A 24,591-nucleotide genomic window follows, 5' to 3' on the forward strand; every position below is an offset into this window, starting at 1 on the left:
TTCGCGGCCGTGCGCTTCTCACACCGCCACGACCGCGTCGACGACGACGAGCAGCACGAACCCGACGAGAAAGGCGGCCGTCGCGGCGTCGGCGTGGCCGTGCCCGTGCGAGGAGGGGATCAGCTCTCGGAACACGACGGCGAGCATCGCGCCCGCGGCGAACCCGGAGGCGACGGGGAACAGCCCGGTCGCGACCGAGACGAGAAGGAACCCGAAGGCGGACGCGACCACCTGCGGCACGACCCCCGAGAGCATCGTGTACCAGACCACCCGGAGGTTCGACATCCCGGTCTCCGCCATCGGCACCGCGAACGCGAACCCGTCGGGCACGTTCTGGAGGCCGATCACGACCGCCAACACCAACGCGACCTCCTCCAATCCAGAGGCGAAGGCGACGCCGATAGCCAGCCCCTCGGGCGCGTTGTGGAGGGTGATCGCACCGCCGATGAGAAGCGCCTTCCGAAGGGTGACGTCGCGGTCCGGGTCGGTCGTGACTCCGCCGCTCGCGCCTGACGCGGCGGTCGACGTGACGGCTGAAATGCCGACCCCCGACGCGTCGCGGTCGGTCGCACCTCCCTCGGGTCGCCAGTCGCGGTACTGCGCGTGGAGGTGCGGAATCGCGTAGTTGCCGACGAGGAGCCCGCCGCCGCCGACGAAGACGCCGACCATCACCGCGGCCAGTGTTCCCTCATCCATCCCCGGGATGATCAGCCCGAAGACGCTGGCGGCGACCATCAGCCCGGCCGCGAGGCCGAGCGCCGCGTCGTACACGCGGTGCGTGACGCGATCGCGCACGAAGACGGGGAGCGCACCGAGCCCGGTCGCGACGCCCGCGACGCCGCTTATCGCAACCACGCCGGCGAGGTCAGTCATGTCCCCGAGTTGGGCGGCGGCGATTTAAAAACCGCACCCTGGAAATGGACCGGCTGCGCCGCGCTGCCTCAGACCTCCGCCCCGTCGCCCGGCGGCTGCGTCACGCCTCGACTATCCCGCGGAGGTCCCGACCGTACGCGGAGACGGCGACGGCGACCGTCGCGAGCGCGCCGACCGGGATCACGGTGAACCATCCCGTCGTGGTTCCGACGCCGAACCGCAGCGCGAGGCCGACCGACACCCAGAGGGACGCGCCCGCGGCGAGCACGAGGAGTCCGCCGGTGACGCGGCGGTCCTCGCGCCCGCACGCGATTCCGGAGAGCGCGCTTCCCGCGGCGAGGAGGTGGAACCCTATCGCGAGCGGCCACGCGCGGATCGACGGCGGGAGCGTCGAGAACGCCCGCGGCTGGTCGAAGAAGTAGCGCCACACCGGGTAGCCGCCGACGCCGCCGACAACGCCGGTTCCGTCGGACGTCCCGGTGACGTTGAGGAAGCCCCAGAGGCTCACGACGGTGACGTCCTCTCCGGGGATCACGGCCATCGGAACCGCGAGGAGGGCGACGGCGAAGAGCGCACCTACGAACGACCCCAGCGCCCGGAACCGAGCGACATCGGAGTCGTCGGATCGATCGGCTGGCGGCGAACCGATTGGCATGGTGTCGTTTCGGGTGCCTGCGAATAAGTATGGTCCGGAGTGGAAAGCGACGCGCAACGCTCTTTATTGCCGGGGTCGGTCCTTCGGTATGCGAGTCACCGTCGTCGGCAGCGGGTACGTCGGAACCACTCTCGCGGCCTGTCTCGCGGACGCGGGCCACGACGTGACCGCCGTCGACATCGACCCGGACGTGGTCGCGGCGCTCGACGACGGCCGCGCGCCGATCCACGAGCCCGGGCTCGACGACCTGCTTGCCGAACACGCCGGCGACCGCCTCCAGTCGACCACCGAGTACGATAGCGTGCCCGACGCCGACGTCACGTTCCTCGCGATAGGCACGCCTTCGAACGAGGACGGCAGCATCGACCTCGGCGGGCTCACCGCTGCCGCCGAGATGACCGGCGAGGCGATCGCGACGGACGCGAACGGCGACGCTGCCCGCGCCGCCGCCGACCGCCACCTCGTCGTCGTCAAGAGCACGGTCACGCCGCCGGGGGTGACCGAGATCCTAGCGGCCCTCCGCGAGGGCGCGGGCGACGCCGCAGACCGCGTCGAACTGGCCACGAACCCCGAGTTCCTCCGCGAGGGGTCGGCGGTCGACGACTTCCAGCACCCCGACAAGCTCGTCTTCGGGACCGACTCCGCGTGGGCGACGGAGCGGCTGGAGTCGCTGTACGAACCGATCGTCGCCGGGGCCGGCGGCGACGTGCCGACCATCCGGACGGACCCCGAGACGGCCGTGATGATAAAGTACGCCAACAACGCCTTCCTCGCGTCGAAGATCTCGCTCGTAAACGACCTCGGCAACATCTGCAAGGAGTTCGGGATCGACGCCTACGAGGTGGCCGACGCGATCGGGCTCGACGACCGTATCGGAGCGCGGTTCCTGCGTTCGGGGGTCGGCTGGGGCGGAAGTTGCTTTCCCAAAGACGTCGACGCCATCCGCGCGGCGGCTCGCGAGGCGGGCTACGAACCCGCGCTCCTCGGCGCAGCAGTCACGGTGAACGACGGCCAGCCGGAGCGCATGCTCGACCTGCTCGACGACCGCGCCGACGTGGCCGGCGAGCGCGTCGCGGTGCTCGGGCTCGCGTTCAAACCCGGCACCGACGACGTGCGCAACTCCCGGGCAATTCCGATCGTCGACGGCCTCCTGGCGCGTGATGCGGCGGTCGTCGGCTACGATCCCGTCGCAGCCGAGAACATGCGAGCGCACTTCGAGGCGGGAGCGATCGAGTACGCGGACTCGGCCGCGGCCGCGCTCGACGGGGCGGTCGCCGCGCTCGTCGTCACCGACTGGGACGAGTTCGCGGCGCTCGACGGTGAGTTCGACGCGATGGCGGCCGCACCGGGCGCTGACGCGCCGGTCGTCGTCGACGGTCGGCGAGTGATCGAGCGCCGCGAGGGGATCGCGTACGAGGGGCTGACCTGGTAGCGCGCATCCGACCGAGTAGCCCGCGGCCGACCCGATATCGCCCTGCCGTCGGCCGAGACGCGAGGTCGCTTCCCTCCGATTTTATATATCACCGCTCTGTGTCATCGCGTATGGCAGCCCTCCAATCGCTGCGGCCGGCAGTCGGTGGTATCGTTCGGAACCCGATACTCGTGGTCGTCGCGGCGCTCTTCGCCGTCGCACAGCTTCCCAACCTCCTCGTGCCGCCGTCCATGCCGGTGCTCTCGCTCGCCGTCTCGATCGGCATGTTCGGGGTGTTCGTCCTCGGTCTCCCATTCGCGCAGGGCGGATTCCTCGGGATGGCCGACGAGGCGGTCTCGGGTCGCACCCGGCTCGGAACCTTCCTCAGCGTCGGCAAGGAGCACTACGTCTCCCTGCTGCTCGGCTATCTCGTGCTCCTCGCGTTGAACTTCGCGTTCGGCTTCCTCGCCTTCTTCGGTGCCATGGCGGTCGTCCTCGGAGGCGCGTACACCGCCGCCGGGAGCGGCGCGGCCGGGAACGCGATGTCGACGAGCACGGGTGCGAGCGCTGGCGGTGCCGCGACGGGAACCGGCGGATTCGGTGCCGACCCGACCGTCCTCGCCGCGGCCGCGCTCGTCGGACTCGGACTCCTGCTCGTGTACCTCCTCGTGACCTTTTTCATCCAGTTTTACGCGCACGCCGTCGTCCTCGACGGGACCGACCTCGTGGCCGGGTTCCGCCGCAGCGCCGGGCTCGTCCGGCGGAATCTGCTCAGTTCCCTCGGGTACACGATCGTTCTCTTCGTCGGCGGGATCGTCTTCGGCGGGATCGCCGCCCTCTCGTCGGCGATCGCCGCGGTCGCCTTCGGCGGCGGAATGGCCGACGGAAGCCCGGCCGCAGAGCTGCTCCCGGCGCTGTCGCCCGCCGTCGCCGTGGTCGGTCTCGTCGTGTACCTCGTCGTCGTCGGTGTCATGGGCGCGTTCTACGGGACCTACTCGGTGGCGTTCTACCGGTCGCTCTCGGGATCGGCATAGAGGCCGTGTTGGTGCGATCGAGACGGTCCGGGGAGGCCGAACGCGTCAGCCGATAGCGACGCGGTAGGTACGGGCCCGCCCGCGCCGGCTACGCCAGCAGGCTCTCGCCGTCGAGCGCGTCGTCGACGTCGACGTCCATGAGATCGAGGATCGTCGGCGTCACGTCGAAGAGGTTCGCGCCCCCGACGTCGAGGTCGGGATCGGTCGCGTACAGAAGCGAGTTCTCGAACTTGTGCATCCCGTTTCGCGGCCCCTCGGTGAAGACGGCCTCCTTCCCCGAGAATCCGGACTTGAGGTCGAACCCGTCGGCGGGAATGACGACGAGGTCGGGAGCGATCTCGTCGTGGTCGCCGTCGAAGACGGTCTCGCCTTTCACGATCCGCTTGCAGACCTGTCGGCCGTCGGGCCCGGTGAGCGATTCGAGGTCGTCGATGAGCTCCTCGCGCGTCGCCTCGTACTCGGATTTCGGGACCGAACCGTTCGGTTCGCGACCCTCCAGATTGAGGTAAAACCGGCCGGGAATCAGCGAGTAGGCGCGCGCGTCGTCGCCGATGTCCGCCAGCGCGTCGTGGTCGTCGCCGTCGTAGGTGAGCCATCCCTCCTCGGCGAGGAACTGGTTGCAGTTCACCTCCCACTCCAGCCGGGTGAACCCGTGGTCGGAGGCGACGAGCAGGGTCGTGTCGTCGTCGAGCGTCTCGCGGATCTCGCCGATGTACTCGTCGAGCGTCCGGTAGAACTCCAAGAACTCCGATCTGTACTCGCCGTCGGTCGCGTAGTCGCCGTAAAGGAAGTGGTTCACCCGGTCGGTGCTCATGAACACGCCGAAAAACAGGTCCCAGTCGTCCTCGGCGAGGTAGTGCGAGAAGGCCGAATAGCGGGCGTCCAGCGTCTCGTGGGCGTCTTCGATGAACGCTGATTTGTCGTCGTCGTGCCCGAGCTTGGCGTTGACGTCGATCCGATAATCGAGCCCGTCCAGCGTCTCGCGGACGGACTCGTCGCTCGACGCCGATTCGAGATCGGGCGAGAGGAACCCCGACACCTGTCGCTGGATCCGCGTCGAGGGAGGGAACGTGACCGGGACGTTGAGCACGGTCGCGTCGCGGCCGGCGTCGGTGACGCGGTCCCACAGCCGCGTCGCCTTCACGTGTTGGCCCATCGGAACGTACGTCTCGTAGGAGTCGATCTCGCGGTCCTGGAAGCCGTACACCCCCGTCTCGCCGGGGTTGACGCCGGTCGTGAGGCTCGGCCAGCACGCGCTCGACTCCGGCGGCACGATGCTCTCTAATCGTCCCGCCGAGCCCGCTTCGGCGATGTCTGTCAGGTTCTCGAAGACGTCGGGGTGGTCCTCGACGAGGTCGAGCGGTACGCCGTCGATCCCGAGGAAGACGACGCGCCCGTCGTCGTCGCCGCGGAGCCGGTCGAACAGTCCCATACTCGGAAATCCGCTTCCGCCGACATATCGCTTGTGCTCTGGCGATTCACGCCGCGTCGCCGGTGATCCGGCAGGATCCACCGAGGTCTCGGAGCGGCAGCGAGGGCGACCGGGGTCGCTGACCCATGGCGACACCCGCCGTCGTCGGCGTCGGGTGGCAAGCGCGGCCGATTCAGAAGGCCTATTCACCCCGGCGGAGACATATCGGGCGTATGAGCGATGACTTCCCGGCGAGCGTCGACGTCGAGTACGACGACGGCGAGGGCGAAGACCCGTCCGACTACCCGTCGTTACAGCACAAAATCGAGAAGGCGGTCGAGGTCACCCGTCGCGGGCTCGAAGAGTACGACAACCCCGCGGTGATGTGGACGGGCGGGAAAGACTCGACGCTGACGCTGTACTTCATCAATCAGGTAGCAGAAGAATACGGCTACGAGAAGCCGACCGCGGTGTTCATCGACCACTACCAGCACTTCGATTCGATTACGGACTTCGTCGAGCGCTGGGCCGACGAGTGGGACATCGAGTTGGTGTACGCCCGCAACGAGGACGTGGGCGCGTACGTCGACGAACACGGGTTAGAGCCGGGCGACGACATCCCCGTCGACGCGCTCTCCGAGCACAACCAACACCACATCCGCGACATCTTAGAGTACGAGGAGGACACGTTCCCGTTCCTCTTGGACACGTACGTCGGCAACCACCTGCTGAAGACGGTCGCGCTCAACGACGCCTTAGAGGAGTACGACATCGACGGCGTCATCTCCGGCGTGCGCTGGGACGAACAGGAGGCCCGCGCCGACGAGACGTTCTTCTCGCCGCGGCACGACCCGGATCTGTTCCCGCCGCACGACCGGGTCCACCCGATCCTGCAGTTCGCGGAGGCCGACGTGTGGGAGGCGTTCTGGGGGTACGTCGTCCCCGACACCGTCGAGGCGTTCCCGGACGAGGGGTACGTCCCGCAGGCGGACGACGACCTGCCCGACGGCGTCACGCAGGCCGACATCCCTATCTCGCCGAAGTACTTCGCCGGCTTCCGCTCGCTCGGCAGCGAGGTCAGCACGGAGAAGACGACCGAGGAGCCCGCGTGGCTCCAGAACCTCGAAGACACCACCGAACGCGCCGGCCGCGCCCAGGACAAGGAGGACCTGATGGAGCGCCTGCGCGACCTCGGCTACATGTAGGCGTCCGGGCGTCGCGGCCGAGGTGGGTTCGATCGCCGACGCCGCGACCGGCCGTGGCCGACGACTCCGATCCGGTGGGTTCACTTACCGCCCCGCCGACCGCGGGATATGAACAAACGCGGCCACGTCCTCAACGCCCTCTTGCTCGCGCTCGGACTCGGGGTCGTCATCGAACCCGGGCTCGACGCGGCCACGGTGCGGACGACGGCGCAGATCACCGTCCCGATCGTCCTGGGCGCGCTGTTTCCTGACGTCGACACGGCGTTCGGTCGACACCGAAAGACGCTTCACAGCCTGCCCGTGCTCGGGATCTTCCTCGCGTACCCGATCGTGTTCGGCAACCTTCAGTACGTCTGGATCGGCGTGTTAACACATTACGTGCTCGACGTGGTCGGAAGCCGGCGCGGCATCGCGCTCTTCCACCCGCTGTCGGACGCGGAGTACGGGCTCCCGTCGGGCGTGACGACGAGCAGCAAGTACGCGGACCTCGTCACCGTCGTCGTCACCGCGGTCGAACTCGCGATGTTCTGGGCGCTCCACACCTACGTCGTCACGCTCGATCTCGACCTGTCGGCCGCCTCCGAGGCCGCGGCCGGTCTCGGGCTCTGACCGGCCGCCGCCGCGCCGCAGTCGGCGCGAACCGTGGTCGCCGCCGCGTCCTACTTCGGCCGGTAATCCGACAGCGCACCCGAGTAGACGCTCACGTCGGAGAACCGCCCCTCGTAGGCGACGTTCGTCGGAAGCGTCGGCTCGTCGCCCGATAAAAAGAGCCGGTCGAGCTTCTCCCACGTGTTCTCGTACGCGAGGTGGGCGAACTCGACCATCCCGCGGATCTGATGGGCCGCGCCGCCGCGGTGGACGACCGTCCGCGACAGGCCGGTACGGAAGGCGTCGACGACCTCGTCGACGCCGTCGAGGGCCGCGTCGAACTCGGTCCACGCCTCACCGACCGTACCGCGCAGGTGGGCGTACGACGAGCCGAACCCCGGCTGGCCCGTCGCCTCCGCGATCCGTCGCGTCCGCGCGTTCTGGTGCGGGAGCAGCTTCGTGTTGTACGTCTCAACCGCGGAGAGTCGGTCGGCGTGCGCGGCGATCTCCGGTCGGGTGAGCGAGATGGTCGCGAACCCGGGGTGCGGGACGAGCACGGCGGCGTCCTGTCGATCGAACTCCGCCATCGCCGCCTCAAAGGTAATGTAATCCGGAACGGGATCAGACAGGCCGATCGCGAGAACGTGCCGTCGGTTGCCCCAGTCTCCGGTGAACACCTCGCGGGCGGGAACGACGGTGAGGTCGTCGTCTGAGAACCGCGCCGCACGGTCTCGGATCGTCGGCAGGCGGGTGAAGTGCGGCGCGTACACGAGCGCGTCGATCCCTCGCTCCTTCGCGAGGGCCACGACGTCGTCGTCGAGCACCTTCACGTGTGCGTCGACGCGCGTTCTCGGTCTGGTCACGAGTGGACGGTGTGCGTCGCCGAGCAAAGGCGTATCGTTCGACGGTCACGCGGCGGCGGCGGAACCGCAGACACCTGACCCGCGGCCGGCTCGACGAGAAGCGGGGGAAACGGTTAATCCCCCTCGGCGGCGACCACACGGACATGCCCCGCTGGACGTGCGGCATCGACGGCTGTGACGCCGCCTTCGACGACGTGGAATCGGCCATCGTCCACCAGACGAACGGCCACCAGCGCCACGAGTGTAAGGTGTGCGGGACGATCGTTCCCGACGGCTACTTCGCGATCCGACACGCGTTCGACGAGCACACCCGCGCCGAGTTCGTTCGGGCGTACGACGCGGACTCCGCCGCCGTTCGCCGCCGCGAGGAGATTAAACGCGACATCGAACGGGAAGCGGACCTCCAGAGCGTCGTCGAGCAGTTGGACCGCTCGGAGTAGTCTGCGGTCGGGCGCGTTCCTTTCGTTTATATCGACGACAGCCGAACACCGTCCGTGGACCTGCACGTCCGGTACGAGGGCGACGACGACCCCGACAAGTGTACGGCGCGAAAGCTCGCGCGGTTCGACCTCGCGACGCTCCACCGGTCCGACCGCGCGACCCCGTACGGGGTCGTCCTCAATCCCCACGCGGAGCGTGCTCTGTCGCCGGCCGACGCCGAGACCGCTCGCGGGAACGCGCTCGTCGCGCTCGACTGTTCGTGGGAATCCGCGGGCGAAAAACAGTTCACGCTTCCCGGAGAGCACCGCGCGCTGCCGTACCTCGTGGCCGGCAACCCGGTGAACTTCGGACGGCCGATGCGTCTCACGACCGTCGAGGCGTTCGCCGGTGCGCTCGCCATCCTCGGCGAGCCCGACCACGCAGAGCGGGTCATGGCGAAGTTCACGTGGGGCGAGACGTTCCTGGACCTCAACGAGGAGCCGCTCCGGCGGTACGCCGACTGCGAGGATTCGAGCGAGATCGTCGCAGTCCAACAGGAGTACCTCGACCGGGAGTGACGCCGACCGGTGGGACAGAGGGGCGGTCGAGCAGACAACCGGTGAGACAGACGATGATCGTCGGTACCGGCGGCGATCGAGTGTGAGACAACATTTTTCGGTCGATCGCCCGTACGGGTAGGTGATGGTAACCGAGGGAGACACCGCACCGACGTTCACCGCGACAGTTGGCACGAGCGACCACGAACCGTTCGACCTGACCGACCGACTCGGCGACGGCCCGGTCGTGTTGGCGTTCTTCCCGGGGGCGTTCACCCCGCCGTGTACGAACGAGATGATCGCGTTCCAGGAGCGGGCCGACGAGTTCGAGGCGGCCGGCGCGACGCTTCTCGGGCTCAGCGCTGACTCGCCGTTCTCGCTCGGCGCGTTCCGCGATGAGCACGGGATCGAGTTCGACCTCGTGAGCGACATGGCCGGCGAGGCGATCCGCGCGTACGGCCTTGAGATGGACATCGCCGACCTCGGGCTGCACGGCATCGCGAACCGGGCCGTGTTCGTCATCGACGACGGCGGCGAGGTCGTCTACAGCTGGGTCGCCGACGACCCCACCAACGAGCCGGACTACGAGGCCGTCCTCTCCGCCGCCGAGTCGGCCTGAAACCCCGCGCTCGGAGATTTCTCTCAGTCGGCTCAGTTCGTTCGAGGAGCGCACCGTCCGGGAGTCAGGTGAGCGGAGCGAACGGGACAACGGACGGGGCGCGGCTGAAAAGAGTGCACCGTCCGGGAATCGAACCAGAGGAAGCCGGTCCGAGCGTGCGACCTCGCTCCGGTCGGCCGTTCCGGGCTGCGGCTTTCAGGGTTCAATTCCCGGACGGTGATTTCTCTCACTACGTTCGAGAAGTGCACCGTCCGGGAATTGAACCCGGGCTATTAGCTTGGGAAGCTAATGTCCTACCACTGGACCAACGGTGCGCACTCGCCGGTACCCGACCGCGACACTTCAACGTAGCGTTTCCGGCGGCCGGTCGGACCCGACCCGGCGGTCCCGGGTCGGCGGGTCGCCGCCCGCGGGGGTCACTCATGTCACTCATCGGGATCCGTCGGTATCGACGGCGGTCCGCGCTTGTGCGCGGTCGCGCGGTGTCGCGCGAGCAGGTCGGCGACCGTCGCCGCGTCGACGCAGTCCGTCGAGTCCAGACGCTCCGCGATCGCCTCCGGATCGAGGCCTCGGTCGACCCCGAGACGGAGCACGCGGTCGATCGTCTCGTAGGGCGCACCGAGGTCCTCCTCATCCCGCTGTCCGGGGAGGAACCCCGCCGTCGGCGGCTTCTCGACGACGAACTGCGGCACGTCGATCTCGGCCGCGAGCGCGCGGACGTCCGTCTTGTACAGGTGACCGAGCGGCAGGAGGTCGGCCGCGCCGTCGCCGTACTTCGTGAGGTAGCCGAGCAGCCGCTCGCTCCGGTTGCTCGTGCCGCAGACGAGCCGGCCCGTCGCGTTCGCGGCGAGGTACGCAATCGTCATCCGGAGCCGCGCGATCGCGTTGCCGGAGCGGACCGGGTCGTCGTGGAGGTCGAACCGCTCCGGCGCGACCGCGCCGAACTGCGCGAAGAGCGGCTGGAGGTGGACCGTGTCGTGGTCGATCCCGAGCGCGTCCGCGAGGGCCTCCGCGTCCCTCGCGTGCGGTGCCCCGATCTTGTTACACGGGAGTATCAGCCCGTACACGTTCTCGGAGCCGAGCGCCTCGACGGCCAGCGCCGCCGTCACGGTGGAGTCGAGCCCGCCGCTCATGGCGACGACGACGCCGTCTGCGGCCGCGTCTTCGACCGTCCGCTCGATGAACGCACAGACGCGCTCACGCTCTGCCGCGGGGTCCGCCGCGTCGAGGGGCGCGTCCGCGTCGTCACCCGACTCCCCCGGGCGCGGTCCGGCGTCGAGCCCGTCCGACGACCGGGAGCCCCGGGTGCCAGACGCCGCCCGCTCGTCGAGCGCGTCGGACTCGAACGCCGACGGTCCGCGGTCACTCATCGCCGCGACCCTCCGTCGCCGGCGGCGCGACGCCGGTCGTCTCCTCCGCGATCCGATCGAGCGGTGTCGGCCGCGGGCGACGCGAGCGCGACCGGAACGGCGATTCGATCGCTCATGTTCACGCGGCGGTTCCCAACGAGCGAATAAATACTCGTGGTACACATTATTTAAGGAATACTGCGTCTACGGTAGTGTATCTGCACTAATAATCGATTAATAATTATATTCGTGTCGAAATCCAAGGTATCAGTGCGGCTAGCAGGTAAACGATACGATCCGCGAGCGCAGGCGTCGGTGTGGGCTGACGCCGGTACGAGGCGTCCGAGGCCTCTCACGCGCCCGGGCCACCGCGGAGCGTCGGCCTTTTGAGCGCGCGCGCCGGTTATAACCCCATGACGGAGGCGGACCGCGGGACGCGTCGCCGGCTCGGAGCGGTCGTACTCGCGGTGTTGATCTCGCAGGTGCTCTTGTATCCGGGGGTCCCCGACCTCGTGGTCGCGCTCGGCGCGCCCGCCGGGATCGACGCCGGAATGTGGTTCCTCGTCGCGGAGTTCGGCGCGTTCGTCGCCTTCGCGGTCGTCTGGGGGGCCGCGAGCGACGCCCTCGGTCGGCGGCTCCCGCTCGTCGTCGTCGGGGCACTCGGCGGCGCGGCCTCCTACGTCGCGCTCGCGGCGCTGCCCCGATTCGGTCTCGGCTTCGACGCGGTCCTCGCCGTCCGGGTCGGCGGCGGCGCGCTCACGATCGGGGCGTTCTCGCTCGCGATCACTTCGCTGATGGATCTGCGCGGCGGCAACGGTCGCAACATGGGCACCGCGGGGCTCGCTATCGGACTCGGCGCGGCGATCGGGTCCGTCGTCGGCGGCGCGCTCGCCGATATGAACACCTTCTATCCGGTGTACGCCGGGGCGGCGGTGCTCGCGGCCGCCGCGGCCGTCGCGGCGACGGTCGACGAGGAGGCGATCGCGGAAGCCCGGCGCGGGGACGGTGGCGAGGGGAGACTCTCCGGTGACGACGGGGACGAGACCGGCGTCGGCTTCCGTGCCGTGCTCGACCGGACGCGGTCGACGCCCGGGCTGTTGGTTCCGCTCGCGTTCGGATTCATCGACCGGCTCACCGCCGGCTTCTTCGCGCTGGTCGGTGTGTACTACTTCCAGGACCCGACGACGTTCGGCCTCTCGGCTGCGGGCGCGGGCGCGACGCTCGCGCTGTTTTTCGTCCCGTTCGCGCTGTTGCAGGCCCCGTTCGGGTCGCTGTCGGATCGGATCGGGAGATTCCTCCCGGTCGTCGCGGGGTCGCTCGCGTACGGCGTCGTCACGATCGGTGTCGGTGTCGCACCGATATACCCGGTCGCGGCCGGCCTGATGGTGCTCGTCGGCGTCTGCGGGGCGTTCATGGCACCGGCGACGATGGCGCTCGTCACCGACCTCGTCGATCCGGAGGCGCGCGGCGCGGCGATGGGGCTTTTCAACGTGTTCGGCTCGCTCGGTTTCCTCACGGGGTTCCTCGTCGGCGGCGGCACCACGGACCTGTTCGGGTACACGCCGGCGTTCCTCGCTGTCGGCGGCCTCGAACTCGCCATCGCGATCGCCCTGCTCCCGGCGGTGAAAGCGATCGCGCCCGGGAGGGGAGTCGGCGGGCTGTTCGAGACCGACCGGTCGGTCTCGGAGTGAGCGGGACCCGGTCGACGGGCCCGCCTGACCGAACGGCCGCCCGAGTCGAGCCTTTTTACCGCACCCGCGCCATCCGTACGGACGACAGATGGACCTCCTGATCGTCGGGGCGGGCGAGATCGGCCGCTGGATCGCCGACACGGTCGGGGCCGACGAGTCGCCGCTCGACGCGACGGTCGCCTTCGCGGACCGCGATCCCGATGTCGCCGCCGACGCGGCCGAGAGTCGCGACGCCGACGTAGTCCCGGCCGACGGCGACACGACACACGACGCGGTGTGTCTCGCGGTGCCGATGTCGGCGGTTCCCGCCGCGGTCGAGGCGTACGCGCCCCGCGCGGAGCGGGCGATGGTGGACGTGTCGGGCGAGATGACGGAGGCGGTCGCGGCGATGCGCGAGCACGCGCCGGCGCTCGAACGCGCGAGCTACCACCCGCTCTTCGCCCCGCCGCGCGTTCCCGGCAACGTCGCCGCCGTCATCGACGCCGACGGTCCCGTCGTCGAGGGGATCTCCGCCGCTATCGCGGCGGGCGGCAACGACGTGTTCGAGACGACGCCCGCGGAACACGACGAGGCGATGGAGACGGTTCAGGCGGGCGCGCACGCGGCCGTGCTGGCGTGGCGACTCGCTGGCGACGACGTGCGCGAGGAGTTTCACACGCCCGTCTCGGCCGCGCTCGACGAGGTCGCGGACACGGTGACCGAGGGCGCGCCCGAGGTGTACGCCGAGATCCAGCGCGCGTTCGACGGGGCGGACGAGGTCGCGGCGGCGGCCCGCGAGATCGCAGACGCGGACGGCGAGGCGTTCGCGTCCCTGTACGAGGCGGCCCGCGGCGACCACGAGGGGCGGGAGCGACACGAGTGAGGAGAGCGAGGCGGACCCGAGACGGAGACGACACACCAATGATAGACCGAGAGGCAGTCCGGAACAACGCGAACTACCTGCGAAACGTCAGACCGATCGACCCCGACGAGATCGCGGAGTACGTGGAGGGGACGCCGCATCCGGCGGTCGTCCGCGAGACGCTCCGCGAAGAAGCGTTCGACCTCCGGCTCCGCGAACGCGACGACGGAACCTTCGAACCCGTGGAAGCGGGACCGATCCCGGCTCCGAGTTGGTCGCCGACGGCGCTCCCGGACGCGTACTCGTTCGCGCTCGAAGACCTCCTGGTCGGCGAGTTCGGCGCGAACTGGCACCGCGGGGAGTCCGGCGATCGACTTCGGGAAACCGTCCGGCGGCTGAAGACGGATTACCTCTACGAGAACGACGTGGCCTACGACCGCGTCGCCGCGCTCGGCTACGCCACGTATCACCTGCCGGCGTACTACGCGACGGTCGGCTACGTGCTCGACGACCTCGCGGAGAACGGCCTTATCGACCGGACGCTCCGAGTCCTCGACGTGGGCGCGGGCGTCGGCGGCCCGGCGCTCGGACTCCACGACTACCTGCCGGACGACGCCGTCGTCGACTACCACGCGGTGGAGCCGAGCGCGGCCGCCGACGTGCTGGACCACATGCTCGACGAGACGGGGCGCAACTTCCGGTCGACGATCCATCGGACGACGGCGGAGGAATTCCTGGGGACCGAGGGCGGAGCCGACGGCGCAGACGACGTAGACAACGCCGACGACGCGGGCGACGCAGACGAAGCGGCCGGCACCGATGACAGCGACGAGGAGTTCGACCTGATCGTGTTCGGCAACGTCCTCTCGGAGTTGGACGACCCGGTCGCGGTCGTCGAGGCCGCGCTCGACCGGCTCGCGGCCGACGGGAGCGTCGTCGCGTTCGCGCCCGCCGACCGCAACACCGCGATGGGGCTCCGGGAGGTCGAGCGCGCGGTCGCGACCCCCGAATCCGGCGTGTCCGTGTACGCGCCGACGCTCCGCCTGTGGCCGGACGCGACGCCCGCCGACGGCGGGTGGTCGTTCGACGTCGCGTCCGACCTCGACGTGCCGCCGTTCCAGCGCCGGCTCGACGAGGCGGCCGCGCGCGAGGCGGGAGACGAGCCCGGCGAGTTCGTCAACGTCGACGTGCAGTTCGCGTACGCGATCCTCAGACCGGACGGGAGACGGCGGGTGGACGTGCGCGCGAGCGCGGACCGGTGCGCGCCCATGGCCGACTCCGAGTCGCACGTCACGGACCGGGTGAACCTGCTCGCGGTGAAGCTCAGCCACGACCTCAGCGGCGGCGACAACGCGCTGTACCTCGTCGGTGACGGATCACAGACGGTCGACCACTACCTCGTCTGCACCCGGGAGACGGCGTTGAACCGCGACCTCCGCGAGGCCGGCTACGGCGCGGTCGTCTTCGTCGAGAACGGGCTCGTCCTCTGGAACGACGACGAGGGCGCATACAACGTGGTCGTCGACGACGAGACGGTCGTCGACCTCGTCGCGCCCTGACGGCTCCAGATCCGTGGGGATCCGGCGCAGCGAGTCCGCGAACGCAGGGGGTCCGCGAACGAAGCTGAGTCCGCGAACGCGGTCAGAGTCCGCTTCCTGTCGCCGAGCCGCTCCGACCGATCTCGTCCCGGACGACGAAGTAGAGGACCCAGACGATCAGACCGCCGAAGAACGCGCCGACTGTCCACGCTATCGCGTGTCCGCTGTCGCGACGCTTCGCGTCGCGATAGATGAGCGCCGAGACGATCACCGCCACGAGGGCGAAAAACACGGGAACCACGAGCAGAACGAACAGTTCCGGACCGACGGGAATGCCTTGGAGGGGGAGTGGCATAACGCGACCAACTACCGTGACGAGAGTCAAAAACGTTCCTCCGCGAGGTCGACGACGCGGGAGAGTCGGGCGGTCCCGGGCGCGTCAGCAGGGCGTCGGGCGGTCCCGGGCGCGTCAGCGTGGCGTCCGGCTCGTCGCCGTCACTCCGCGCTATCACTCCGCGCCGACCGGCTCGATCAGCTCCGGCGCGTCGACCGCGGGCGAGTTCACCCGCGTCGACACCGGGTGGGCGGTCATGTCGTCGGCGGGATACGGGTCCAACAGGTCGGCGGCCTCGGCGGAGTCGCCCCGGAGCCACGCCTCCTCCTCGTCCGGGCCGAGGATGACGGCCATCCGGTGGTGGAGGTCGGCGACGAGGTCGTTCGGCTCGGTCGTGAGGACCGCGAACGTCTCGACCACGTCGCCGCCGCTCCCGTCGTCGACCGCGTCACCCCCGTCGTCGGCCCCGTTTCTCGCGTCGCCGAAAGCGTCGAGCCCGGTCTGGGTCGTCTCCGGCTCGGGCGGTTCCCACCGCTCGTAGATCCCCGCCATCGCGAACGGCCGATCGTCCGCGAAGGCGACCCGGTACGGCCGTTTTCCGGACGAGCGTCCGGCGGAGTCGTCGGGGCGCTCGACCCACTCGTAGAACCCGTCCGCGGGCACCAGACACCGCCGGCGCTCGAAGGCGTCGGCGAAGCTCCGCTTCTCGCGGACGGTCTCCGCGCGGGCGTTTATCAGATCGAACGACTCGTCGGCCCAGCGCGGGGTGAGCCCCCACTCCATCCGCGTCGCGGCCGCAGGGTCCTCGCCGGTGATCACCGGGAGCGACTGGCCGGGCGCGCAGTTGTAGCTCGGCTCGTGGCCACCGAAGTCGGCGTCGAACCGCGCTTCGAGGTCGGCGGCGGGCGTGAACAGGGTGTAGCGGCCGCACATTCTGTCGGTGATTCGTGCGGCGAGTAGTTAAATGCGAAGCGGGACAGGACGGTTCGACCGGCCGACGCGGGTCGGCACGGGGCGGTCGGCCGAGCGCCGCCCTCGTCCCTCCCCAGCCTCGGCGTCCGGCGGACGCGAACCGTCTCACGTCCGCCCGGCGCCTCCCTCGCGAGCCCCTCGCGCCCGCTCGTAAGCGGCCGCTCGGCGGCGCGCCGGTCGATGACGGCCGTGCGCTATCGCGCTTGGTATGGCCTTCGGCGCCTCGTTTATGAACTGTCGGCGCTCTCGCTCCCGTCGGCTTTTTACCGGCGCGACGCCGCGGTCGGGTATGCGCATCGAGAACAGCTTCATCCCGGTCGAGGGCGTCGGCGAGACGACGGAGCGCCGGCTCTGGCGGTCCGGGGTCACGACGTGGGAGGCGTTCGATCCCGGCGTCGGGGTCGCAGGCGTCGGGGACGCGACCGCAACGCGGATCGAGTCGTTCATCGCCGAGGCGCTGACCCGGCTCGACGACGGCGACGCCGCCTACTTCGACCGCGCGTTCCCGAGCGGGGAGCGCTGGCGGCTTTACGAGAACTTCCGGTCGGAGACGTGTTTCTTCGACATCGAGACCACGGGGCTCGACGAGCACCGCGACCGGGTCACCACGGTGAGCTTCCACCGCGACGGCGAGACGACGACGCTCGTCGCCGGCGAGGACCTCACAGCCGAGGCGATCGCCGCGGAGTTCCGCGACGCCAGCCTGCTCGCGACGTTCAACGGGGCTCGCTTCGACGTTCCGTTCTTAGAGAGTTCATTCGATATCGAGGTCGACACGCCGCACCTCGACCTGATGTACCCGGCGAAGCGGATCGGGCTCTCGGGCGGACTGAAACCCATCGAGAAGCAGCTCGGTATCGAGCGCGACCGGCCGGACATCTCCGGGCGCGACGCGGTCCGGCTGTGGCGCGAGTACGAGCGCGGCGACGAGGACGCACTCGACACGCTCGTCTCGTACAACCGAGAGGACGCGGAGAACCTGCGCACGCTCGCCGACGTGGTCTGTGAGTCGCTTCACGAGAGCGTCTTCGTCGACGAGCGTGAGCTGTAGCGCGGTGAGAAACCGACGGAACGCCCCGCTACCGGTCGGCGTCGCCGTCGGCGGACGAATCGGCTCGCGCCGCCTCGACGCGATCGGCGGTCGACTCCAGCGCGTCGCCGAGCGTCCGCGCCTGCGCCGGCGAGAGGTCGATCTCGTCGGCGTGCGGCGCGAGCGCGTCGGTGTCCGTCCCGTCGAGTTCGACCTGTAGCGTCACGTGCTCCGGGTCCTCCCGCGGGGCCGTGACGTTTACCACGCCCGGCGCGTCCGCCTCGAACTCGTGGCCGCGGGCGCGGCCGTCGACCAGATCGAGAGTGGTGTACGCGTTCACCCGAAGCAGCCTGTCGGCCATCATCAGTCGTCCGCCGGCGCGGGTGGCGCCGAATCGAGCGAGTCGTCCTCGGCGTACGGGTACCACGTCCGCTTCGTGTTGTGCATCATGGGGTCGTCGTAGTCGGTCTCCTCGGGGTCGACGAACGCGTCCAGTTCGTCGTCGTCGTGGCGGGCGACGAACGCCCGGAACGACTCGCCCTCCTCGCGCTCGGCGGCGAAGGTGTCGATCAGGTTCGCGATCGCGCCCGGGACCTCGTCGGCCGGGACGCGCTGGGTTACCCACCGGGCGAACTGCGGCTCAGCGCCGAGGCCGCCGCCGAGACCGACGTCGAGCGCCTCCACGGGCTCGCCGTCCTTACGCGTCTTCATGCCGCGGAGGCTCACGTCGGCGATCTGCGGCTGCGCGCAGGAGGCCGTACAGCCCGAGAGGTGGATGTGGAACTGGTCGACGTCGTCGGGCAGTTCGACGTTCTCCTTGAGCCACCGGGCGTACCGGACCTGTCGGTTCTTCGTCTCGACGATGGACAGCGAGCAGTACTCGGTGCCGGTACACGCGACGGAGCCGCGCATGAACGGCGACGGCGACGGCGAGTAGTGCTCCAATATCGGCTCGTCGAGCAGGTCGTCGATCGCGTCGTCCGGCACGTCGGTCACGATGACGTTCTGGCGCTGTGAGAGACGCACCTCGCCGGAGCCGTACTCCTCGGCGACGTCCGCGAGTTCGAGGACGTCTTCGGCACCCATCCGCCCGACGAGGACGTTCAGGCCGACGAAGTTCGTCCCGTCCTTCTGGTCGTGGATTCCGATGAGATCGTTCCGCTCGCCAGCGCCCGTGTTGTACGTGTACTCCTCGCGGACGTCGCGGCCGGCGGTGTGCAGATCGAAGTCGACGTACTCCTCTTGGAGCGTCTCGCGGACCCTCTCGGCTCCCCACTCGTCGACGAGGAACTTGATCCGAGCGTTGTAGCGGTCCTCGCGGTCGCCGTTGTCTCGGAACAGCGCCGAGAGCCCGCCGGCCACGTCGGAGACGCGCTCGGGCGAGACCCAGACGTCGATGTCGCGGGCGAGCCGCGGCTCGTTGCGCGAGAGGCCGCCGCCGACGCGGACGTTGAATCCGACGACGTCCTCGCCGTCGACCTCCTTGTACGCGGGCTCGAAGGCGAGGTCGTTGATGTCGCCCTGACCCGAACCGTCGGCGGAGCCGGTCACCGACACCTTCCACTTCCGCGGGAGGTTCGAGTGGTCGTCGTTCCCCTTGAACGTCTCGTTGAGGTCGCGGATCACGGGCCACGCGTCGATGACCTCTTGGGCGTCCTTGCCGGCCACGGGGTTGCCGACGATGTTCCGCCACGAGTCGCCACAGGCCTGCTGAGTCGAGAGCCCGTTCGCTTCGAGCTTCTCGAAGATGGCGGGCACGTCCGAGAGTTCGATCCAGTGGAGCTGGATCGACTGGCGGGTGGTGAAGTCGGCGTACGCGTCGCCGAAGATCGGGTTCGTTCCCGGACCCCGGGCGTACTCGTCGGCTATCTCACCGACGACGCGGAGCTGCCCCGGTTCGAGCACGCCGTTCGGCGTCCCGATCCGCATCATGAAGTACCCTTCCTGTCCGTTCCGCTGGTGGTACAGGCCCCACCACTTGAACCGCTCGAACCACGCGTCCCGCTCGTCGTCGGGGATCGAGTCGAACCCCCGTTCGGCGAACTCGAACAGGTGGTCTCGGATCTCCGACCCGTAGACCTCCGACTTCCAGTTTTCGACGTCCGTTGGCATCGATATCGCCTACACGCCCCCATCACATAGGCGACTGCGTCGAGTCAACCTTCCCCGGTGCTGCCCCGAAGCGGCAACTGTTACTGGTTCGTCTCGGGGCGTGGCCGTCTGATAGCGGACCGATCGATTGCGGCGAAGGAACCGTCGCGAATCCGTCCGACGGGTATCCAGCCGGTCGTTCCGGACGCGCCGCAGGCGATACACTGTCCGTACACGCGGACCTCGACGGTCGACCCGTCGACGCCGACGGTCTGGAAGTTCTCGACGACCAGATCGGCGAGATCGCAGCCACAGAATTCGTCGGTGTCGAGCCGCCACAGTTCGCTAACGCGCACTTCTCGGTGGTCGTCGACGGAGATCCACGCCCCGTCGTCGAGGACTCGCAGGCGAGTTGTCACGGGTCGAATTAGGCGCGAGGCCGTCAATGCGTGTCGGTGCGTGCAAACGGCCGGCGTTTCCGTGACGCCTCGAACAGGCGAAATCGCCGGACTGAGGCGCGAACGGTCGCCGCGCCGTCGTCACGAGTACCGGACACCGGTTCCGGTATCCCCGAGTAGTGGTGCGAATTACTCCTGAACGGCCGCTTATGGCCCGGTGGGCCGTGGACCATATCGATGACCGACCCGACTACCGGATCGAAAGCGCCCTCCGCCGTTCCGGCGAGTGCGGAGCACAGAGAGCACGCGTCCGCGGACGTGGCACCGGAGCTGTTCGAGCGCGACGCAGACGGAGAGGGCCGATGACGCTCGACACCGCACCGCCGTCGACGGACGAGTCGGAGTCCGAGACCGAACACGGCGCGGCCCCGAGCGACGACGCCGACGACGGTCCGCGACCGGCGGACGGCGACGCGAGCCACCTCGACGACCTCGAAGACGGCGCGGGATGTACGGAGATCTGGGAGAAGCTCTCCGAGGGACGGGAGTAGCTTCAGCGGACGCGCACGCGTCAGAAACGCGCGCTAGGACAGGTGTGCCGCGATGTCGGCCTCCGTGATGATGCCGACCGTCTCGCCCCCGTCGGTGACCATCACGGCCTTGTAGTGGTCGAGGAGGTTCCGGACCTCGTCGACCGTCGCGCTCGGCGCGACGGTGGGGAACGACTCGCTCATCACCTCGCTGACCGGGTGCTCCCCGACGTTGTCGCCGGCGTGGATCACGTCGCCTTGGCTGATCGACCCGACCGGCACCCCGTTCTGGAGGACCGGTAACTGCGAGTACGCCTCCGCTTCCATCAGTTCGACCGCCTCACGAACCGCGTCGTCGGGCGCGACGCTGATGACCGTCTCGTTCATCAGGTCGGTCGCGCGGACGACCTCGCCTTCGGCCGCGTGGAGCGCGTTGACGATCCGACGCAGCGTCGAGAGCCGCGGGTCGACGTCACCGCCCTCGATCCGCGCGATGAGCGGCTGTGAGACGTCGGCCGCCTCCGCGAGTTCACTCTGTGTCAACTCGAGGTCCGTTCGGCGCTCGCGGAGGTCCTGTGGCGTCGGAAGTTCCATACCGACGGATAACTCCGGGTTATTAGAAAAGGTTTCGACGGCGTCCGATATCGCAGCGGGACAGTTCCGGACGTCCGACTGCCGCCGGAAACACTATCATCGATCGTGTACGATACCGTGTCATGGTATCACTGGGCAGGATGCGGGAGTTGTACGCCGACATGGTCACGGCGCGCCACTACGAGGAGCGCTTACAGGAGGAGTATCTGGAGGGGAAACAGCCGGCGTTCGACATCTCGGCGGGACCGATCCCCGGAGAACTCCACCTCGCGGCGGGACAGGAGGCGGCGGCCGTCGGCGTTTGTCACCACCTCCGAGCGGACGACACCGTGACCGCGCCGCACCGACCACACCACGTCGCGATCGCGAAGGGCGTGGACCTGAAGCGGATGACCGCAGAGATATTCGGACGGAAGACGGGACTCGGCAAGGGGAAAGGCGGTCACATGCACCTGTTCGACCCCGACGTGAACTTCGCCTGTAGCGGGATCATCGCCGAGGGGTGTCCGCCGGCCGCCGGGGCGGCGCTGGCGGCGAAGAAGCGAAACGAGGACTCCGTGGCGGTCGCGTTCCTCGGCGAGGGCGCGATCGATCAGGGAGCGTTCCTCGAATCGCTGAACTTCGCGAGCGTTCACGACCTGCCGGTCGTGTTCGTCGTGGAGGACAACGACTGGGCGATAAGCATGCCGAAAGAGCGCGTCACCGACGTGGAGAACGGCTCGGACAGGGCGGCCGGATTCGACATGCCCGGCTTCCGCGTCGACCGCGACGACGCCCTCGCCGTCTACGAGGCGGCCGGGGAGGCGATCGGCCGCGCGCGCGACCAGAACGGACCGACCCTCTTGGAGGTGCAGGTCCACCGCCGGATGGGCCACTTCATGGGCGATCCACAGACGTACCGCCCCGACGACGACGAGGAGGCGGCGCTCGCTCGCGACTCGATCGACAGGCTCGAATCGACGCTCCGCGACCACGGCCTCGGCGACGACGACCTCTCGGCGATTCGCGGCGACGCGGAAGAGCGGGTCGAGGAGGCGATCGCGTGGGCGAAAGAGCAGCCGCAGCCGGCTCCCGAGGACGCTTACGACGACGTGTTCGTCAACCCGCCGTCGGGCGTGACGACGGAGGAGCCCGACTTCGATCTCGCAGGAGGTGACGACCGATGAGCGACGCGGACGACGCGGTCGACCGCGAGCTGACGATGAGCCGAGCGATGGTGGAGTCGATCGCCCACGAGATGCGCGCGAACGAGGAGGTCTTCTACATGGGCGAAGACGTAGCCGACTACGGCGGTATCTTCGACAGCACCCAAGGGCTCCTCGACGAGTTCGGCCGCGACCGGATCATGGACGTGCCGATAAGCGAGACGGCGTACCTCGGGGCCGCCGTCGGCGCCGCCCAAGAGGGGATGCGACCCATAGCGGAGCTGATGTTCGTGGACTTCTTCGGGGTCGCGATGGACCAGATCTACAACCAGCTCGCGAAGAACACCTACATGAGCGGGGGGAACGTGAACGTCCCGCTCGTTCTCACGGCCGCCGTCGGCGGAACGTACAACGACGCCGCCCAGCACTCACAGACGCTGTACGGGACGTTCGCGCACGTGCCGGGGCTGAAGGTCGTCGTTCCGTCGACGGCGTACGACGCGAAGGGGCTGATGCACAACGCGATCCGCGACGACGACCCGGTCATGTACCTGTTCCACAAGCGGCTGATGGGTATCGGCTGGATGCCGGCCCCGGACGGGCCGAAGACGCCCGTCCCGGAGACGGACTACACGATCCCCTTCGGGTCGGCGGACGTCAAACGCGAGGGAGCAGACGTCACCGTCGTCACGCTCGGTCTCCACGTCCACCGGGCGCTCGACGCGGCGGAGTCGCTCGCGGCGGGCGGTATCGACGCGGAGGTCATCGACCTCCGCACGCTCGTTCCCCTCGATACGGAGACGATACTCGAGTCCGTCCGGAAGACCGGACGGCTCGTCGTCGTCGACGAGGACTACCGGTCGTTCGGCGTGACCGGAGAGATCATCGCGAGCGTCGCCGACGGCGACCTCGACGCGCTCGACGCCGTCGAGCGGGTCGCCGTCCCCGACGTCCCGATCCCGTACGCTCGCCCCATGGAGAACGAGGTCATCCCGGACGCCACGGACATCGAAGCGAGCGTCCGCGAGGTCGTCTCGGGAGAATGACCGACCGGAGACGCGTGACCGACGGCGGATCCGGGATGCGGGTCGCGGTTCGCGCCGCCGGCGACTGGGAGGAGGACGTCGACGAGACCGAGGGGATCGTCGTCGACTGGTTCGCCCGCGAGGGGCGGTCGGTGCAGGCCGGCGATACCGTCTGTGAGATACAAGTGGAGAAGGTGAGCGTCGATATCCACGCGCCCGTCGCGGGAACCCTCGACGAGATCGTCGTGGACGAAGACGACGCGTTCGAGATCGGCGACACGCTCGGGTGGCTCCGGTCCGAGTGAGCACACCGGAGCGCCCGATTCCCCCGGTTTCGCTCGGCCGGGCCGGGGGATTATATATCGACGGAACGTGCGGTCTGTGGTATGCGCATTGCGCTCATCGCCCACGACGAACTGAAAGACGAGATGGTCGCGTTCGTCACCGCTCACGCTGACGCCCTCGGAGAGTGTGAACTGGTGACGACCGGGACGACGGGAAAGCGGATCGCAGACGAGACGGGCCTCGCGGTGAATCGACAGGCCTCGGGTCCGTACGGCGGCGACCTCCAGATCGGCGGGATGATCGCGGACGGGACCGTAGACGGCGTCGTGTTCCTCAGGGACCCGCTCACCGCGCAGGCACACGAGCCGGACATCTCGGCGCTGTTGCGCGTGTGCGACGTGAAAGACGTCCCGCTGGCGACGAACGTCGCCTCCGCCGACCTCCTCGTCGACGGACTCCTCGGCGACGGGTGAGCGCGTTCGGTCCCGTCGAGGCCGCCGATTATCATCGTAGAGACTCCGTCCGGCGATGTTTTACCCCCGGCCGTCGTACGACCCGCCGATGAAGCGTCCGGATCGGCTCCGCGTCGTCGTCGCGGTCGCGCTGCTCCTCGCGGCTCCGGGGGCTGTGAGCGGCGCGGCCCTCACGGGGCCGGCTCAGGCGGCAGACGACGGGCTCCCCGGCGACCCGAGCGACGGCTCGGTCGAGCCGATGACGGCGTGTTTCACCGGCGACGGATATCCCATCTCGATAGGTGAGACGGGGGCGACGCTGGACGCGCTCGTCCACCTCTCCGTGTTGACGGACCCGGCGGTCGGCAACGAGTTCGGAATCGAGGCGGCCGGCACGTTAGAAGACGACTCGATCGTGACGCTCGCCGCCGGCGTCAGACTCACCGCGCGAGAGGCGATCGCGGACGGCGTCGACCCGTTCGCGGCGTTCGACATCCTATATACCTACGAACTCCGCCTCCCGATGTTCAGCGGGTCGATAGACGAGACGGAATACCGGGACAGCGGCTCGCCGTTCCGATCGAGCGCGGGCGTCGTCCCGTGTTGACGTGTTCCGGCCGTCGCGTTCGGGTTCGCGGGTCGAGGTCATCGAACGCGACGCCAGCGTTCGTTGACTCGAC

Annotated in this window: 29 protein-coding genes and 1 tRNA gene; 18 read left to right on the forward strand and 12 right to left on the reverse strand. The window is 69.0% G+C overall.

Annotation, left to right across the window (positions count from 1 at the left end; genetic code table 11):
* Positions 1–18: 18 nt before the first annotated feature.
* Positions 19–873: a ZIP family metal transporter gene (locus tag NO930_RS10375; protein WP_256403411.1), complete on the reverse strand. Its 855-nt coding sequence runs from the start codon at positions 871–873 to the stop codon at positions 19–21.
* A 100-nt stretch (positions 874–973) separates the two neighbouring features.
* A complete protein-coding gene (locus NO930_RS10380) occupies positions 974–1,528 on the reverse strand; it encodes a TIGR04206 family protein (RefSeq protein ID WP_256403412.1) in 555 nt (184 codons plus the stop codon).
* Positions 1,529–1,616: 88 nt separating this feature from the next.
* Between NO930_RS10380 and aglM the strand changes: the two genes are divergently transcribed.
* Positions 1,617–2,960, forward strand: a complete 1,344-nt coding sequence (aglM, locus tag NO930_RS10385; protein ID WP_256403413.1) for a UDP-glucose 6-dehydrogenase AglM — start codon at positions 1,617–1,619, stop codon at positions 2,958–2,960.
* A gap of 110 nt (positions 2,961–3,070) precedes the next feature.
* Positions 3,071–3,973, forward strand: a complete 903-nt coding sequence (locus NO930_RS10390) for a DUF7847 domain-containing protein (protein WP_137784426.1) — start codon at positions 3,071–3,073, stop codon at positions 3,971–3,973.
* An 88-nt stretch (positions 3,974–4,061) separates the two neighbouring features.
* Here the strand turns inward: NO930_RS10390 and NO930_RS10395 are convergent, their stop codons facing one another.
* Positions 4,062–5,405, reverse strand: a complete 1,344-nt coding sequence (locus NO930_RS10395; RefSeq protein WP_256403414.1) for an alkaline phosphatase family protein — start codon at positions 5,403–5,405, stop codon at positions 4,062–4,064.
* Positions 5,406–5,617: 212 nt separating this feature from the next.
* Between NO930_RS10395 and NO930_RS10400 the strand changes: the two genes are divergently transcribed.
* On the forward strand, positions 5,618–6,589 hold the full coding sequence (locus tag NO930_RS10400) for a phosphoadenosine phosphosulfate reductase family protein (protein WP_256403415.1): 972 nt from the start codon (positions 5,618–5,620) through the stop codon (positions 6,587–6,589).
* 108 nt (positions 6,590–6,697) lie between these two features.
* Complete coding sequence (locus NO930_RS10405; protein WP_137784592.1) at positions 6,698–7,198, forward strand: metal-dependent hydrolase; 501 nt, start codon at positions 6,698–6,700, stop codon at positions 7,196–7,198.
* 50 nt (positions 7,199–7,248) lie between these two features.
* Here NO930_RS10405 and NO930_RS10410 read toward each other — a convergent pair whose 3' ends face one another.
* The gene (locus NO930_RS10410) at positions 7,249–8,040 is read right to left on the reverse strand and encodes a PHP-associated domain-containing protein (RefSeq protein ID WP_256403416.1); all 792 of its coding nucleotides are present in this window, start codon (positions 8,038–8,040) and stop codon (positions 7,249–7,251) included.
* A 143-nt stretch (positions 8,041–8,183) separates the two neighbouring features.
* Here NO930_RS10410 and NO930_RS10415 point away from each other — a divergent pair, with 143 nt between their 5' ends.
* The 3 genes from NO930_RS10415 to NO930_RS10425 all read left to right on the forward strand — a co-directional run bounded on the left by NO930_RS10415 (position 8,184) and on the right by NO930_RS10425 (position 9,636).
* On the forward strand, positions 8,184–8,480 hold the full coding sequence (locus NO930_RS10415; protein ID WP_256403417.1) for a DUF7565 family protein: 297 nt from the start codon (positions 8,184–8,186) through the stop codon (positions 8,478–8,480).
* Between the two features lie 54 nt (positions 8,481–8,534).
* Positions 8,535–9,038, forward strand: a complete 504-nt coding sequence (locus NO930_RS10420) for a DUF367 family protein (RefSeq protein WP_256403418.1) — start codon at positions 8,535–8,537, stop codon at positions 9,036–9,038.
* A gap of 124 nt (positions 9,039–9,162) precedes the next feature.
* Positions 9,163–9,636 (forward strand): redoxin domain-containing protein, encoded by a 474-nt coding sequence (locus tag NO930_RS10425; RefSeq protein ID WP_256403419.1) that lies wholly within the window; start codon positions 9,163–9,165, stop codon positions 9,634–9,636.
* Positions 9,637–9,879: 243 nt separating this feature from the next.
* On the opposite strand, the gene NO930_RS10430 is transcribed toward NO930_RS10425, so the two are convergent.
* Positions 9,880–9,950 (reverse strand) — tRNA-Gly (locus tag NO930_RS10430).
* Positions 9,951–10,061: 111 nt separating this feature from the next.
* Positions 10,062–11,006: an NAD+ synthase gene (locus tag NO930_RS10435; RefSeq protein ID WP_256403421.1), complete on the reverse strand. Its 945-nt coding sequence runs from the start codon at positions 11,004–11,006 to the stop codon at positions 10,062–10,064.
* 392 nt (positions 11,007–11,398) lie between these two features.
* On the opposite strand from NO930_RS10435, the gene NO930_RS10440 reads away from it, so the two are divergent.
* From NO930_RS10440 to NO930_RS10450, 3 genes are all read left to right on the forward strand, one after another.
* Positions 11,399–12,676: an MFS transporter gene (locus NO930_RS10440; RefSeq protein ID WP_256403422.1), complete on the forward strand. Its 1,278-nt coding sequence runs from the start codon at positions 11,399–11,401 to the stop codon at positions 12,674–12,676.
* A gap of 88 nt (positions 12,677–12,764) precedes the next feature.
* Complete coding sequence (locus tag NO930_RS10445) at positions 12,765–13,538, forward strand: NAD(P)-binding domain-containing protein (RefSeq protein ID WP_256403423.1); 774 nt, start codon at positions 12,765–12,767, stop codon at positions 13,536–13,538.
* Between the two features lie 38 nt (positions 13,539–13,576).
* Entirely contained in the window at positions 13,577–15,076 is a 1,500-nt protein-coding gene (locus tag NO930_RS10450) for a small ribosomal subunit Rsm22 family protein (RefSeq protein WP_256403424.1), read from the forward strand.
* 82 nt (positions 15,077–15,158) lie between these two features.
* Here the strand turns inward: NO930_RS10450 and NO930_RS10455 are convergent, their stop codons facing one another.
* On the reverse strand, positions 15,159–15,410 hold the full coding sequence (locus NO930_RS10455) for a hypothetical protein (RefSeq protein ID WP_256403425.1): 252 nt from the start codon (positions 15,408–15,410) through the stop codon (positions 15,159–15,161).
* Between the two features lie 153 nt (positions 15,411–15,563).
* Complete coding sequence (locus tag NO930_RS10460) at positions 15,564–16,322, reverse strand: SOS response-associated peptidase (RefSeq protein WP_256403426.1); 759 nt, start codon at positions 16,320–16,322, stop codon at positions 15,564–15,566.
* A gap of 328 nt (positions 16,323–16,650) precedes the next feature.
* On the opposite strand from NO930_RS10460, the gene NO930_RS10465 reads away from it, so the two are divergent.
* The gene (locus NO930_RS10465) at positions 16,651–17,412 is read left to right on the forward strand and encodes a ribonuclease H-like domain-containing protein (protein WP_256403427.1); all 762 of its coding nucleotides are present in this window, start codon (positions 16,651–16,653) and stop codon (positions 17,410–17,412) included.
* Positions 17,413–17,440: 28 nt separating this feature from the next.
* Here NO930_RS10465 and NO930_RS10470 read toward each other — a convergent pair whose 3' ends face one another.
* From NO930_RS10470 to NO930_RS10480, 3 genes are all read right to left on the reverse strand, one after another.
* The gene (locus NO930_RS10470; protein WP_137784410.1) at positions 17,441–17,752 is read right to left on the reverse strand and encodes a DUF6360 family protein; all 312 of its coding nucleotides are present in this window, start codon (positions 17,750–17,752) and stop codon (positions 17,441–17,443) included.
* Between the two features lie 2 nt (positions 17,753–17,754).
* On the reverse strand, positions 17,755–19,503 hold the full coding sequence (locus NO930_RS10475) for a nitrite/sulfite reductase (protein WP_256403428.1): 1,749 nt from the start codon (positions 19,501–19,503) through the stop codon (positions 17,755–17,757).
* Positions 19,504–19,583: 80 nt separating this feature from the next.
* Positions 19,584–19,901, reverse strand: a complete 318-nt coding sequence (locus tag NO930_RS10480) for a DUF8134 family protein (protein WP_199242195.1) — start codon at positions 19,899–19,901, stop codon at positions 19,584–19,586.
* 216 nt (positions 19,902–20,117) lie between these two features.
* Here NO930_RS10480 and NO930_RS10485 point away from each other — a divergent pair, with 216 nt between their 5' ends.
* Both NO930_RS10485 and NO930_RS10490 read left to right on the forward strand, forming a co-directional pair.
* Positions 20,118–20,246, forward strand: coding sequence for a hypothetical protein (locus NO930_RS10485; RefSeq protein ID WP_255511561.1), 129 nt, complete (start codon positions 20,118–20,120; stop codon positions 20,244–20,246).
* Positions 20,243–20,431 carry a hypothetical protein gene (locus NO930_RS10490; protein ID WP_137783266.1) on the forward strand — a complete coding sequence of 63 codons (189 nt, stop codon included), beginning with the start codon at positions 20,243–20,245 and terminating at the stop codon, positions 20,429–20,431. Before NO930_RS10485 ends, NO930_RS10490 begins: the two co-directional genes overlap by 4 nt.
* A gap of 33 nt (positions 20,432–20,464) precedes the next feature.
* Here the strand turns inward: NO930_RS10490 and NO930_RS10495 are convergent, their stop codons facing one another.
* Entirely contained in the window at positions 20,465–21,004 is a 540-nt protein-coding gene (locus NO930_RS10495) for a CBS domain-containing protein (RefSeq protein ID WP_137783265.1), read from the reverse strand.
* A 149-nt stretch (positions 21,005–21,153) separates the two neighbouring features.
* Here NO930_RS10495 and NO930_RS10500 point away from each other — a divergent pair, with 149 nt between their 5' ends.
* The 5 genes from NO930_RS10500 (at position 21,154) to NO930_RS10520 (ending at position 24,518) form a co-directional block, all read left to right on the forward strand.
* Entirely contained in the window at positions 21,154–22,170 is a 1,017-nt protein-coding gene (locus NO930_RS10500; protein ID WP_137783267.1) for a thiamine pyrophosphate-dependent dehydrogenase E1 component subunit alpha, read from the forward strand.
* On the forward strand, positions 22,167–23,195 hold the full coding sequence (locus NO930_RS10505; protein ID WP_137783264.1) for an alpha-ketoacid dehydrogenase subunit beta: 1,029 nt from the start codon (positions 22,167–22,169) through the stop codon (positions 23,193–23,195). The genes NO930_RS10500 and NO930_RS10505 overlap by 4 nt, the downstream gene beginning before the upstream one ends.
* The gene (locus NO930_RS10510) at positions 23,192–23,479 is read left to right on the forward strand and encodes a lipoyl domain-containing protein (RefSeq protein WP_137783263.1); all 288 of its coding nucleotides are present in this window, start codon (positions 23,192–23,194) and stop codon (positions 23,477–23,479) included. The genes NO930_RS10505 and NO930_RS10510 overlap by 4 nt, the downstream gene beginning before the upstream one ends.
* An 81-nt stretch (positions 23,480–23,560) precedes the next feature.
* A complete protein-coding gene (locus NO930_RS10515; RefSeq protein WP_137783262.1) occupies positions 23,561–23,932 on the forward strand; it encodes a methylglyoxal synthase in 372 nt (123 codons plus the stop codon).
* 88 nt (positions 23,933–24,020) lie between these two features.
* Complete coding sequence (locus tag NO930_RS10520) at positions 24,021–24,518, forward strand: DUF7332 family protein (protein WP_137783261.1); 498 nt, start codon at positions 24,021–24,023, stop codon at positions 24,516–24,518.
* Positions 24,519–24,591: the final 73 nt, after the last annotated feature.

Source organism: Halorubrum salinum (genome assembly GCF_024494575.1).
In the GTDB taxonomy this organism is placed as follows: domain Archaea; phylum Halobacteriota; class Halobacteria; order Halobacteriales; family Haloferacaceae; genus Halorubrum; species Halorubrum salinum.